Below are 13,583 nucleotides of genomic sequence, written 5' to 3'. Positions count from 1 at the left end.
GATCAGCCGACTCACCGCGCACCTCGTGGCGTTGGTCCGGTACCGCCCCGGCCGCCGACCGGTCGAAGCGGTAACACAGCGGACACGCACGGGCGTTGACGCGTTCCCATGGTGATCATAGGCTTCCCGGCCATCGCCACCGTCCCGGCCGGCCGCCCGCGCGCCAACTCGCCGCGGGCGTACGGCCGTTCCGTCGCCGCCCCGGGCGGCGGGCCGGCGGGCGCCGCTCGACCGGTACCACCTGCACCATCCCGTAGCCAGCACTCCGGAGGAGCATGTGAAGAGACGTCGCGCGGCCGCCTGGGCCGCCTCCACACTCGTCACCACCCTCGCGCTGACCGCCGCGCTCACCCACCCCGCCACCGCGGCGCCCGACGCCACGGCGCGGACCCGGACGGCGGTGGCCACCGCGAACGACCCCGTCACCCACGCGGAGAACGACCGTGTCCCGAAGGGCTCGGTCTGGACGCAGCACTACTTCCGGTCCTCCGACCGCTCCGGCACCGAACTGCACGCCGACGTCCTGCTGCCCGAGGGGCTGCGCAAGGGCGCGAAGGTGCCCGTCATCGTGTCGGTCGGCCCGTACTTCGGGCACTCCGGGCAGACCGGCCCCGAGGGCTGGACGCACACCGGCCCCTCCTCCCGGTTCCAGGACTTCATCGAGGGCACCGACCTGTTCGCCCGCGGCTACGCCTTCGTCATGGTGGATCTGCGCGGCTTCGGCGGCTCCACCGGCTGCCTCGACTGGGGCGGTCCCGGCGAGCAGGCCGACGTCAAGGCCGCCGTCGACTGGGCCGCGCGCCAGCCGTGGTCCACCGGAGCGGTGGGCATGTACGGCAAGTCCTACGACGCCGTCACCGGCCTGATCGGCAACAACCTGGACCAGAAGGCGCTCAAGGCCGTCGTCGCCCAGGAGCCCGTGTGGGACATGTACCAGTACATCTACTCCAACGGTGTGCCCCGCCCGAACGTGACCGGCACCGCGAACGCCTACAACTCCATCGCCACGATCGCTCCGTTGGCGGACGACGACCCCCGGTACCGGGCCAACGCCCGATGGGAGGACTCCCACCCCGAGTGCCTGACGCAGAACTCGGCCGGATACCGGATCGCCGACCAGTGGGACGAGCACTGGACCTCCCGTGACCTGGCGAAGACGGCCAAGGGCTCCGACACCCCGCTCTTCGTGACCCAGGGCTTCATCGAGAACAACACCAAGCCCGAGGAGATGCAGGAGTACCTCGACAACCACGTGGGTCCGGAGCGCGGCTGGCTCGGCCAGTGGGACCACGTGCGCGGCGGCGACCGCACCGGCGACGGGCGCCTCGCGATGGGCCGCGAGGGCTGGTACGAGGAGACGCTGTCCTTCTACGACCAGTACCTCAAGGGCATCAAGCCGAAGGTCCGCTACCCGGCCTACGCCATCGAGGACTCCACCGGCGCCTGGCGCGGGCAGCGCACCTGGCCCGTCGTCGAGCGGTCCGCCACCCTGCCGCTCGGCGGCGGCGCGTACGTGGACGACGGCGGCGCCTCGGCCCGTACGGCCCTGGCCGCGGCCGGCGGCCCGGCGCCGAAGGCGCTGCCCCAGCCGTCGGGCACCTGGGACATGGAGAACGCGCCCGCGATCGAGCCGGCCGGCCCGAAGGCCCTGACCGACGCCACGGCGAAGCTCCAGAGGTCCGGCGCGGTCACATCGAGCTTCTTCGTGTGGTCCGAGCCGGTCCGCAAGGCCGTACGCGTCACCGGCACCCCACGGATCTCCCTGACCGCCAAGGGCACGGGCAACATCATGCTCAAGCTGTACGACGTCGCCCCGGACGGCACGGCCGTGATGTTCGACGAGCAGGTCTCCTTGCTGGACTCGGGCCGGCTGGGCGTCGATCTCAAGGCGACCGACTGGACCCTCGCGGCCTGGCACGTCCTGGCGGTGGAGATCGGCTCCATCCAGACCGGCTCGTGGCGCGACACGCCCTCGGGCGAGACGATCTCGGTCAGGGGCGCGCGGCTGAGGCTGGCCCTGGACGACCCGGCCGACGACATCGCCACCGGCGGCGACCGGTCCCCGTTCCTGGACACCTATCTGCGCCAGTACACGGTGCAACTGCCCGCGGGACACCCGACGTTCACGGTGCCCTCCGCCGGCCACCGCTGACCCGCCGACCGGTGCCACGGCCCGACGGGCGGCTCCGTGCCGGCCTGCCGGGCCGTGTCGCCGGTGGCTCCGGTGTGGCCGGTTCGCTCCGGGACGCGCGCGCGAGCGGGTCGTGTCAGCCTGGCCACAAGGCGTGGCAGCGCGAGCCGACCGGCGGGAGGAGCCGTGCACTCCGACGGACACGACGGACACGACCGACACGACGGTCACGACGGACGCGGCAGACACGAAGGACGCGGCGGATGCCGCGGGCACGGCAGCGACCGCGGGCACGGTACGGCAGGCGGGGACGAGCGGACGCCTCCCGCGCCCGGGCCCGACCGCAGACGCTTCCTCGGTGTGTGCGCGGGGATCGGGCTGTCCTCCGTGACGGCCGCCGCGTGCACGCCGTCCGCTCCCCCGCCTCGCCCCACACCGGCCGCGCACCGCTCCGAGGCGGAGCGTGACCGCCCGGGCACACCCGATTGGCGCATCCGGTCCCGAGGCCCCGAGTCCGCCATCGCCGGATACGCGGACCGGTCCAGCGTGACGCCCGGTGAGGAGTGCGGACTGCATGTGTCGACGACCGCCTCGTCCTTCCGTGTCTCGGCCTTCCGCATCGGCTGGTACGGCGGCGCCCAGGCTCGGCTCGTGTGGTCGTCCGGGCGGGTGCCGGGCCGGGCCCGTCCAGGACCCCGCTTCCTGTCCGGCACACGCACGGTGCGCGCCGCCTGGCCCCGCACCCTCACCTGCGACACGGCCGACTGGCCGGAGGGCGCGTATCTGCTGCGGCTCGACGCGGACACCGGCCACCAGCGCTACATCCCGCTGGTCGTCCGCTCCACCGAGGGCACCGGCCGCACCGTCCTCATGCACGCCCCGGCCACCTGGCAGGCGTACAACCGGTGGGGCGGCTACAGCCTGTACAACGGCTCCTCGGGCGCGTACGCCACCCGCTCCCTGGCCGTCAGCTTCGACCGCCCCTACGACGGCGACGGCGCGGAGAAGTTCCTCGTGTACGAGCGCGCGGCGGTGGTGCTGGCCGAACGGCTCGGCATCCCGCTCGCCTACACCACCGGCCCGGACGTGCACCGCGACCCGGCGGTCCTGCACGGCGCGACGGCGGTGATCACGCTGGGCCACGACGAGTACTGGACCCCGCAGCAGCGCGACCATCTCACCCGGGCCCGCGACTCGGGCACCAACGTCGCCTTCCTCGGTGCCAACACCTGCTTCCGGCGCGTCCGCCTCGAACAGGGCGACACCGCGGCCGACCGCACCGTGGTCTGCTACAAGTCCTCCGTCCGCAGCGACCCGTACTACACGACCCACCCCGCCCTGGCGACGACCGACTTCCGCCTCGCCCCGGCGGCCGACCCCGAGTCGTCCCTGACCGGAGTGCTGTACGAGGGCTACCCCACGGACGCGCCGTACGTGGTGCACGCCGCCGGCCACTGGCTGTACGAAGGGACCGGCGTGCGTACCGGCGACGCGTTCGCACACCTTGTCGGCGTCGAGTACGACCGGGTCACGCCCGGGCCCTCGGTCCCCGCGCCCCTGGAGATCACGGCCCACTCCCCGCTCGTGTGCAACGGCCGCCGCAGCCACAGCGATTCCGCCTACTACACGGCCGCCGGCGGCGCGGGCGTCTTCGCCACGGGCACCATGCGCTGGGTGGAAGGGCTCATGGCGGGCACCCCCGACGGTGGCCGCGACCACGGCATGGACGCCCGCACCCGCGACTTCGTCACCCGTACCACGGAGAACCTGCTGCGCGGCTTCGCCCGGGGCCCGGCCGCACGTCACCGGCCCGCGCCCCGCCCGAACACGGAGGACGTGTACCGGAACGCCGCCGTGTGAGCCGGCGCGTCCGCCGCACCGCGTACGACGACGCGCGGGGACGGCTCAGACGCTGAGCGCGATCGCGGCCCCGACGCCCCCGAGGCCGAGGGCGACGGCGGCTTCGGGCCAGCCTCCGTCGCGCCAGCGGAAGTACCGGTCGAGGGCCAGCCGTCCCGGACCGATGGCGGCGACGGCGATGGCGACGACGGCGATGCTGATGTTGTACTCGACGCCGCCGTCCTGGTCCCACAGGCCGTGGGCGCCGCTGACGGTCACCATGGCATTGATCATCACACCGACGACCGCCGCTGCGGCGAGCGGAGTGAGCAGCCCGACGGCCAGGCCGAGGCCGCCGGCGAGTTCGGAGAGTCCGCCGATCACGGCGAAGACCCGGCCCGGGTGGTATCCGGCGGCGTCGAAGGTCTTGCCGGTGGCCGCGAGGCCCGGCCCGCCGAAGAGCCCGAACAGCTTCTGCGCGCCGTGGCCGGCCAGCAGCACCCCGAAGGTCAGTCTGAGCAGCAGCAGCCCCCAGTCACCGGCGCACGGCCGGGACGCCGTGCGGGACCGCACCGCCGGTCCCATGGATTCCTGCGTCACCTCGGTACCGCGCTTCACCATCACACCTGTGTTCCGCTCGGGTCGCCGGTACGGCTCCTGCTCCCCGCCCGAAGGCACGAACGCGACCCTGCCGCGGGACGCGATGCCTCTCCAGCCTCATGCTCCCGCAGCACCCGCGCCCCCGCACCTCGACGGCCCTGCCCCGCCCCCGGGCAGCGACGCGGGGAACCACGCGCTCCGCCTCGACGGTGCGGCAGGCGGTGGACGGTGCCCTGCCGAGGTCGCCCCACCGGGCGGAACCCGCCACCGCGGCCCTGCGGCGGCGCCATCACGGCGATCATCTACCCGGCCGCTGACCGGAATTCCCCCGTACGTCAGCGGGAGTTGAGCAGCCAACCGTACGTTCCGCTCATGTCGAACAGATCGCTCAGCACCTTCTCGGCGGCGATGCTCAGCTCCGCCGCACTCGTCCTCGGGGTCGTCGTCACCCCGGCGGGCGCCGACCCGACCGCGTCCGGCGCCACCGCACCGCAGAACCGGACCGTGGTGGCCGAGGACTTCTCCGGCACCGCCCTGCCCGCGGGGTTCACCGCCGTGGAGGGCACCTGGCAGGTCAAGGACGGCCGGCTGTACGGCACTTCGGCCAACGCGAGCCAGCAGAGCCGTATCACGTTCGGCGAACACCTCAACGACTTCCGCATCGAGGTGACCGCACGGTTCGAGTCCGTGAACGACTCCGCACGCTGGACCGCGATGGGCCTGGACGTCCCCGCCGACGGCGCCGTGCCCTGGCAGATCGCCACCATGCGCAGTGGCACGACCGCCACCAACGGCCTGGAGTTCGCCCAGCGCACCACCGCCAACACCTGGAACGTCACCGACACCACCGCCGCCCCCTCGGCCGCCGGCACCGGCCGCGACGTACGGATCGCCGTCGAGGTGCACGGCGCCAAGGCGCGCTGGTACTTCAACGGCACCGAGGCCATGCGCACCAGCAGGCTCGCCCGTTCGGCGGGCGGCGTCGAGGCCCTGGTCGTCAACGGCGCCACGGTCTCCTTCGACGACCTGAAGGTGACGGAACTGCCCGCCGGGAGTCACCTCCGACCCGAGGGCTCCCCGCTGACCGTGATCGCGCACCGCGGCGCCTCCTCGGCCGCCCCGGAGAACACTCTGGTCTCCGACGAGATCGCCCGGCGCGGCGGGGCCGAGTACATCGAGAACGACGTCCAGCCGAGCAAGGACGGCGTCCCCTACGTGCTGCACGACGGCACGGTGGACCGCACCACCGACGGCACCGGTGCCATCCGGAATCTGACGGCCGCTCAACTGGACGCGCTGGACGCCGGTTCGTGGTTCGCACCGGTCTACAAGGGCACCCGCGTCCCCACGCTGGCCGCCCAGTTGGCGGACCTGAAGAGCCGCGGCGGCGACCTGCTGCTGGAGATCAAGGGCGCCCACACCCGGGACGAGGTCGCCACGATCGTCAGGACCGTCCGCGAGCAGGGCATGACCGGCCGGGTGTTCGTGCAGAGCTTCGAGGTCAGCGCGCTGCGGTACACACACGAGCTGGCGCCCGAACTGCCGCTGGGTCTGCTGCGGGACTCCCTGGACGCCGACCCGGTGGCCCTCGCAAAGGAACTGCACCTCGCGGCCTACAACCCGTCGGACGGCGCCCTGTCCAAGAGGCCCGGTGTGGTGCGGGACCTTCACGCGGCCGGGGTCGCGGTGAACGTCTGGACGGTGGACAGCGCGGCCCGCTGGCAGGCGCTGGAGGCCGCCGGAGTCGACGGCATCATCACCAACCGTCCGGCGGAGCTGGCCGGTTGGAACGCCGCCTGGCTGCAGCGCAAGAACGAGACCCCCAACGCGCCGGCCCTGAGCGTCACCTCGCCGGCCGCGGGCGCCCGGCTGGACCGTGCGCAGACCCCGGTCGTCGCGGTGCAGTCCACCGGCGCCGACAAGGTCACCCTCACCCTGGACGGCGGCCCCGTCGGCGCCGGCAAGCCCCTCGACCTCTCGGGGCTCGCCGCCGGTGAGCACACCCTGCGCGCCGAGGCCACCGGTCCCGGTGGCACCGCCACGGCCACGTCGGTCTTCACCGTCGAGGCGTCCCGGACCGGACTCGCCCATCTGATCCTGACCTCGGGCGCCAAGGACCGTGTCGTCGCCACGCTGACCGGCATGCTCGGCCGCGCCGACTACAAGCAGCTCGCCACGTGGGCCGAGCGGCATGCCGGCCGGTCGGGGCTGTCCGGCGACCGCGCCGCCCTGATAGCGGCCGAGGCGTCCGCCCTGGCCAGGGCCTGACGCGGCAACCGGCCGACCGGCGTCAGTCGGCGTTCAGGACCGCGAAGCCGGCCTCGCCCTCGCGGAACCGGGCGAACAGTTCCGCGAGGGTGGCAGGACCGGCGTGGTCGATGAGGAGCACCGGCTGTTTCACGCCGTCCCGTTCGGGGGGTACGAAGTCGGTGACGAGCGTGCGGCGCAGCAGGATGACCCGGTCGTCGTCCGCCGGGTCGGTGGCGAGGCCGGCCAGGTGCTCGTGCAGGGTGTCGGTACGGTCGGCCAGATCGGCGGCGAGCACCTGACGGGAGGCCCGGACGCTGACCGACAGCCGGTCGCCGCCGCGTTCGTAGCGTGCCGACAGGTCGAACGGCAGCAGATGGAAGACGCCCTCCTCGCCCTCGTGTCCCCGGTTCAGGAGCACGCAGACCATGCGCTCCCCGGGGTCCTCGGACGTCGTGTCGACGCCGAGGAGCACGCCGGTCTCCTCCGGGCCGAACGGGGGAACGTCCGTGATCCATATGCGGGGTGAGTCCGGTGAGTCGTTCATGCCGGGCATCCAAGCACACGCCGGTGACAGGCCGCGGTGACAGCACGGCGGGGCGGCACCCCGCCGGCCGGCTCAGCGGTGGCCGCCGGCGAGGTGCCGCCCCGGGTCGGTCCGGGTCAGCCCCTGCCCGTGCGCGGCAGGACCTGGATCGTGTCACCGACGGCGCGCTCGCCGCTCGCGTCGGACGGGGTGTTGACGAGGGCGCCGTCGACCGCCATCGTCGTGGAGCCGCCGCCGTCGAGGTTGAGGGCCTGTACGGCGCCGAGGGAGCGCATGAAGTCGGCGGCCTCGGCGAGCGTGAAGCCCTCGCTGACGCCGGGCTGACGGCCGTCCACGGTCACCAGCAGGAGCCGTCCGTGACGGTCGACGCCGGCCAGGGTGCGGGGCTGGCGCACGTTCGACCAGGCGAACCCGAAGGAGAGGTCGAGCGGGTCCAGGGTGCCCTCGGTGGCGGCGTCGATGTGCACGCGGCCGTCCTCGACCAGGGTGGGCGCCGCGCTGACGACGCTGTCGTCGGGCCCGAGCCTGACCTGGCGTCCCGAGGCGTCCCGGACGACCTCGCGCAGCGTCAGCCGGCGGCCGACGTCGGCGTGTTCGGTGAGCCAGGCTGCCGCCGCGCCGGTGCCCTGCAGGACGGAGCCTTCCGCGGGCGCGGCGCCGCCCCGGTCGCCACGGGAGACGACGACACCGCGCTTGTCCAGGACCACCTGGACGCCCGCGCCGGTGGGCAGGGGGGCGTGGAAGGACGGGGTGAACTTCACCAGGTCGTCCGCGAGCGTGCAGGTGGTGTCGTGCCGGGGGAGCTCGGTGGGCACGGCGCCGGGACGGCCGCAGTTGCGCAGCTTGCCCGGGACCCGGTTGATGCCCTCGACCGCGTGGGTGGCGGCGCCGGCGCGCACGGTGACGGTGGTGGACAGGTCGGCGACGCGCGGGCGCCGTCCGCCGTCGCCGAGGATCAGGGCCGCGCGTGAGCCGACGGCCATCGACTCCAGTCTGCCGTGCACGGCGGACAGCCCGGCCATCGTGCCCTGGACGCCGTCCGCGTCCGAGGTGATGAAGAATCCGCCGTTGACGCCGAGCAGGGAGCCGAGCCGGGCGGCCACCGCGGAGGTCTTCTCGCGGTCGGCGACGTCACCGCCGTCGCTGACCTCGACCGTGCCCCGCAGCCGGTCCGGGTCGACGACGGCGACGTGGATGCGTTCCGCGTCGGCGCTCTGCCGTCCGTCGTATCCCGTCCACTCGACGGAGGTGCGGAAACCGGCCGCCGTCACCGAGGAGTTGAGCCTGCCCGCCTCGGCCTGGGTGGCGTACCCGCCGATCCTGACCTGCCAGCCCATCGTGCCGCGCGGGGTGTCGGAGTACGGGTCCCACACCACCCGTTCCAGCCGCGGTTCGAATCCGGCCGCCCGCAGCCGTGCGGCGGTGGCGTCGGCCCAGTCGCGGTCCCCGAGCGGAGCCCAGGTGGCGGCGCCGGTGAGCCGGTTGACGGCCGGTGCCTGGACGGTGACGGTCCACACGCCGGCGGCGTCGGGGTTGCGCAGCACGCCGCTGCGGACCTGGACACCGGGCGCCACCTGCTGGGTGGTCCAGGTGATCGTGCTGGTGGCCGGTGCGGCGGCCCGCGCGCTCGCGGCGGCCGGCGGGACGAACGCGATCAGGGCCAGCGCGGTCCCGAGCGCGATGCCTCGTCCGACTCCCTGCTTTCCGCGGCGCGCCCCGCGTCTCGGCGTCTCGGCTGTGACGGACATGCCTCTCCTGACGTACGGCTCCTGCGGTGCCGGACGGCATGCCGTCACCGCGCTCGGCCACCATCCCAGTACCGCGGGGGGACGGGGGCGTGAGGCGTCAGGAACCTGCCGGGGAATCCTCGGTGACATCCCTGCCCGGTCACCACTCGGCGGGAGAGCGACGCGCGCGCGGCGCACCCGATATGACGGCCCGTCACCTGTCGGCCGGGGGCTGTCGCCGTCGCGCGAGCAGGCGCCGGCCGGTGGCGACCACCGGTGCGGGCCGCGTCAGTCGGTGCGGGCCGCGTCAGTCGGTGCGGGCCGGGCGTCAGTCGGTGCGGCCGGCGTCAGTCGCTGGTGTCGTGCACGAGGCGGAAGGCGAGCACCGTGGCGTCGTCCGCCGTGTGCGGCCCGGTCAGCACCCCGACCAGTTCCCGTACGAAGGCGTCCAGCGCGTCGTCGCCGGGCGGGACGCCGTCGCCCGCGCACGCCTCGGCCACCGTGAGCAGCCGGGAGCAGTCCCGGTCGAGGTCGGAGCCGCGGCGCTCGATCAGACCGTCCGAGTACAGGAGCACCACGTCACCGGGCCGCAGGAAGAACTCGGCCGCCGCATAGACCTCCCCAGGCAGCACACCGAGGGGCAGGCCGGGACCGCCCGGCGGAGGATCGAGCAGGCGGGCACGCCGGCCGCGTACCAGGACCGGCAGCGGATGGCCCGCGCACGTCCAGCGCAGCAGTCCGAGGTCGGGGTGGTACAGGGCGATGACCGCGGTGGCCGTGGACTCCGCCCCGTCGTCGCAGGCGACCGCGTTCAGCCAGCCGGTCAGCCGCTCCACCAGTTCGCCGGTGTAGGCGAGGCCGCCCAGCGCGTACCGCAGTTTCGCCATCAGGGTGACGGCGTCCAGGCCATGGCCGCGGGCGTCACCGAGCGCGATCAGCATTTTCCCGTTCGGCAGGATGCGGGTCTTGTACCAGTCGCCGCCCACCCGCGCCGCGCGTGCCTCGGGGCGGTAGACGGCGGCCGCCTCGATCCCGTGCCGGGCCAGTTCCGCCGGGAAGCCCGGCAGTACGGCGTCCCGCAGGCGTTCGGCCACCTCGGCGACCGCGTCCGCCCGCTCCCGCTGGGTGCGGGCCTCCCGGCTCGCCTGCGCGGCCAGGGCCCGGCTGGTGCGGTCGTCGGTCACGTCGTGCAGCACCGCGCGCACGGCCCACACCGGGCCCTGCGCCAGGCGTACCGGCTCCGCGACGAAGCGGACGATCCGCTCGCCGGGACCGGACAGGGGCAGATCGCAGTCCGCGACCCGCGCGCACAGCAGGATGTCGTGGACGGACCGGTACAGCGCCTCAAGGCCGTCCGGTGTCACCATGCGGCCCAGTTCGACGAGGCCGGGATGCGGCTGCCCGGCGGGCAGGCCCAGGACCCCGGGCAGCCCCGACGACGCGTCCGCGCTGCCGTCGCCGAGGTTCCACTCGGCCCATCCGACCCGCACCAGGCGCTGGGCCTCCTGCGCCGTCAGCGATTCGTGGCCGCGCTCCCAGGTGAGCAGCAGCAGATCCGCGCAGGGGATCACCCGTACCTCGCTGCTCACCCGGATCACCAGGGAGTCGGGTCCGGGCAGCGGCCACTCGGCGGGCTCGGGGCCCTGCACCCGTCCGCTGCGGTGGGCCTCGGTGAGCAGGCGCGGCACGGCCGTGTCGGTGAGCGTGGGGAAGCGTTCGAACAGCGGCACCGGCCCGGTCCACGACGGAAGGATCCCGGGCGGCAGCCGGCGGGCCATGTCCTCGCGTGCGGCCTGGTTCTGCCCCACGTAGTAGAACTCGGGCGGCCCGGCCCGCTCGCCGGGCACCGGCAGGACGAGCGTGGTCGGCACGGGCAGGGCGTCCAGCAGTTCCCGGACCGGTGCGTCTACGCCGGGGGTGGGCCGCGGCAGCCCACGGGAGCACAACCGCGGGGTAGCACCGGGAGCGGAGTGCGAGGTGGCGCCGGGAACTGAGTGCGGGGTGGCACCAGGAAGGGAGTGCGCCTCCACGTAGCGTGCGATCCTGAACCGCTGCTCGGTCAGCAGCAGTTCCAGCGCCTGGAGTCTGCGGCGGCTCGGCATGTCTGCGGTGGCCGCCGAGCCGAGCGACACATCGGCCCCGACCGGATCGTCCGCCATGCGCTCGCACGCCTCCTTCTCCCGGGGCCGCGCCGCGGCCGGGTGCGTCCGGCGCGCCGCGGTGTGCGGCACCGGAGCGTCCCCTTCAGTCCCATGCTCCGCGCCCCGTGACGGGCAAGCCACTCGACGCCCGCGCCCCGATGCCCGGGCAGGGCCGCACGGTGGGGTGCGGCGGCCGCCGGACCAGCGGTTTCCGGCCCCGCCCCCTACTCCCGTGCCACCCGCAGCCGCATCGCGGCCGGGGGGCCCACCAGACGCACCGAGTCCGCCGGCTTGCGCGCCGCCGCCGCGCGCGCCTTTCCGACCACCCCCGCCGGGTCGGCGTCCCGCTGGAGCGAGAGCAGGGTCAGATGCCACCAGTCGGTGAGGCGGTCGGTGACCGTGTGCGGGCCCTCCAGGGCCTCGGTCAGGGTGCACAGGCCGAAGAAGGCCCGCACCAGGGTGCGTGCGGTGGCGGCGGGGCGTACGTCGTGCGCGAGGTGGCCGGCGGCCCGGGCCTGGGCGAGCAGGCGCGTGGCGGCGGCGGTCCACAGGGCGAAGGGGTCGGGCAGCGGGGCGTCGATGGTGTCGCGCTCGGCCCACAGGCGTGCGCCCGCGCGCGTGAGGGTGTCCTCGGCGAGGGCCCGGGCGATCTCGTAGCTGAGGGCGACGAGGCGTTCCAGGGGCGGTACGGCGCGGTCCGTGTACCGCGCGGCGAGGCCCGGCCAGGTGGCGAACCGGTCTTGGACGACGGCGAGGGCGATCCCCTCCTTGCTGGCGTAGTGGAAATAGACGGAGCCGCTGGTCCGTCCGGACCTGGCACTTATGTCGTTGACGCTGGTACCGGCGTATCCCTGTTCGGCGAAGAGGCAGGCCGCTGCCTCCAGAAGTGATCTGCGGGTTGCCCTGGCCCGTTCCTGCAATGTGCTGTCCACTTTCCCTCAGCATTGCCCTGACGACGCAGAATGTAGTGCGCCCGCGCACGCCGGGGGCAATTCTCGCCCACTCTGCGCGGTAAATGCTCAATTCTTTCGAAGGTGAACGCTTGCGGGTGATTCCGGGCCCGATTCGGCGCGGCTCCTGGCGGCGACACGTCTTTTTCCCGCCCGGCCGCGCCTATTCCGCATTGCCTCCCGCATATGCCTCAACTCGGCAGCATTTATGCAGCGTTGACAGAACCCGGGAACGGCGGACGGGCGCCGGGCATGCGATCCCGCTTACACCCTCTCTCCGACCGCTGTCGAGCACTCGAAGTAGTGATTGCGTCTCGCTCCGAGCCGAAAATAGCGTAGCGACCGCGATGTTTCCCCTTTGCGACGGAATGACCTGAGTCCGGGCCGTTTCATCCGTACGACGACACCGATCCAGGCGCCCGCTCAGCGCGCGTCCGGCACGGGGAACCGCAGCACTCGCCCGCACCGCGGTCCGCCACGAGCGGGGCCGCCCCCTCCCGCAGGAGCCACCGTGACCACCCAGGCACCTTCCCTTCTCGACTGGTCCCCCGAAGCCGTCGTCTTCGACTGCGACGGCACCCTGATGAACACCGAACGCCACTGGCAGGACGCCCGGATGAGGGCCTTGCGCGCCTTCGGCCTGCGGCCGTCGCCCGGATTCGCGGAGCGGGCCAAGGGCGTGCACTACACCGACTGCGGCCGTCTGATGGCCGAGGAGGCGCACAAGCCCGAGCTGACCGCCGATCTGACACAGGCGCTGCTGGCGAACTTCCTGGAACTCGTCGCCCGCGATCCCGTGACCATGCCGGGTGCCGCCGAGTTCGTGCGGTCGCTGTCCGGCCGGCTGCCGCTCGCGGTGGCCAGCAACTGCCCGCTGGAGGTCGTGGAGGAATGCCTCTCCCGGGCCCGGCTGCGCCGTCACTTCCGGCATGTCGTCGTACCGTCCGGCATGCCTCCGGACGCGTCCGGAGCCGAGTCGGCGGGCGGTACGCCGGGGGTGGTGCGGCCCAAGCCCTGGCCCGACGTGTACGCGACGGCGGCACGGCTGTGCGGCGCCCGGCCGCAGGACGCGCTGGCGGTCGAGGACTCCCTGACGGGGATCGAGTCCGCGTGGCGGGCCGGGCTGCGGGTGCTCGGGGTGGGGCCCCGGCCGAGCGAAGCGGACGCCCAGCGGGCCGACCTGTGGGTGCCGGCCCTGCACTCGCCGCTGCTGCGCGCCTGGGTCCGGGACCGGGTACCGCGCCCCGCCGGCCCCGCACCCCGGGTGGGCAACCAGCGGGGCCCCGAGGAACGCGACGCCGGCTGAAACCACCCGGCCGTCGGATCAGGCCCCCACGCGACACCCGCCCTACGAGATGCCGGCCGACGCCACCCAGCCATCGGATCCGGCCCCGCGCGGCA

General features: G+C 73.8%; 9 protein-coding genes. 4 read left to right on the top strand and 5 right to left on the bottom strand.

The annotated features are described in order from the left end of the window. The first annotated feature begins 277 nt into the window (after positions 1-277). Both AC27LF_RS28275 and AC27LF_RS28270 read left to right on the top strand, forming a co-directional pair. A complete protein-coding gene (locus AC27LF_RS28275) occupies positions 278-2,152 on the top strand; it encodes a CocE/NonD family hydrolase (protein ID WP_479656643.1) in 1,875 nt (624 codons plus the stop codon). A 555-nt stretch (positions 2,153-2,707) separates the two neighbouring features. Continuing rightward, positions 2,708-3,991, top strand: coding sequence for a N,N-dimethylformamidase beta subunit family domain-containing protein (locus AC27LF_RS28270; protein ID WP_479656642.1), 1,284 nt, complete (start codon positions 2,708-2,710; stop codon positions 3,989-3,991). A 45-nt stretch (positions 3,992-4,036) separates the two neighbouring features. Here AC27LF_RS28270 and AC27LF_RS28265 read toward each other — a convergent pair whose 3' ends face one another. Further along, entirely contained in the window at positions 4,037-4,555 is a 519-nt protein-coding gene (locus AC27LF_RS28265; protein ID WP_479656796.1) for a DoxX family protein, read from the bottom strand. A gap of 387 nt (positions 4,556-4,942) precedes the next feature. Here AC27LF_RS28265 and AC27LF_RS28260 point away from each other — a divergent pair, with 387 nt between their 5' ends. Beyond that, positions 4,943-6,838 carry a glycerophosphodiester phosphodiesterase gene (locus AC27LF_RS28260; protein ID WP_479656641.1) on the top strand — a complete coding sequence of 632 codons (1,896 nt, stop codon included), beginning with the start codon at positions 4,943-4,945 and terminating at the stop codon, positions 6,836-6,838. A 22-nt stretch (positions 6,839-6,860) separates the two neighbouring features. Here the strand turns inward: AC27LF_RS28260 and AC27LF_RS28255 are convergent, their stop codons facing one another. From AC27LF_RS28255 to AC27LF_RS28240, 4 genes are all read right to left on the bottom strand, one after another. Beyond that, complete coding sequence (locus AC27LF_RS28255) at positions 6,861-7,364, bottom strand: hypothetical protein (protein ID WP_479656640.1); 504 nt, start codon at positions 7,362-7,364, stop codon at positions 6,861-6,863. A 116-nt stretch (positions 7,365-7,480) separates the two neighbouring features. Further along, on the bottom strand, positions 7,481-9,112 hold the full coding sequence (locus AC27LF_RS28250; RefSeq protein WP_479656639.1) for a phosphodiester glycosidase family protein: 1,632 nt from the start codon (positions 9,110-9,112) through the stop codon (positions 7,481-7,483). A gap of 326 nt (positions 9,113-9,438) precedes the next feature. Then, the gene (locus AC27LF_RS28245) at positions 9,439-11,250 is read right to left on the bottom strand and encodes a PP2C family protein-serine/threonine phosphatase (RefSeq protein ID WP_479656638.1); all 1,812 of its coding nucleotides are present in this window, start codon (positions 11,248-11,250) and stop codon (positions 9,439-9,441) included. Between the two features lie 206 nt (positions 11,251-11,456). Then, positions 11,457-12,152: a ScbR family autoregulator-binding transcription factor gene (locus AC27LF_RS28240; protein WP_479656795.1), complete on the bottom strand. Its 696-nt coding sequence runs from the start codon at positions 12,150-12,152 to the stop codon at positions 11,457-11,459. Positions 12,153-12,693: 541 nt separating this feature from the next. Here AC27LF_RS28240 and AC27LF_RS28235 point away from each other — a divergent pair. Further along, positions 12,694-13,488, top strand: coding sequence for an HAD family hydrolase (locus AC27LF_RS28235; RefSeq protein WP_479656637.1), 795 nt, complete (start codon positions 12,694-12,696; stop codon positions 13,486-13,488). Positions 13,489-13,583: the final 95 nt, after the last annotated feature.

The organism is Streptomyces diversicolor, from assembly GCF_057537855.1.
The sequence above is the reverse complement of the archived record's forward strand: the minus strand, read 5'-3'. Positions and strand labels throughout refer to the sequence as shown.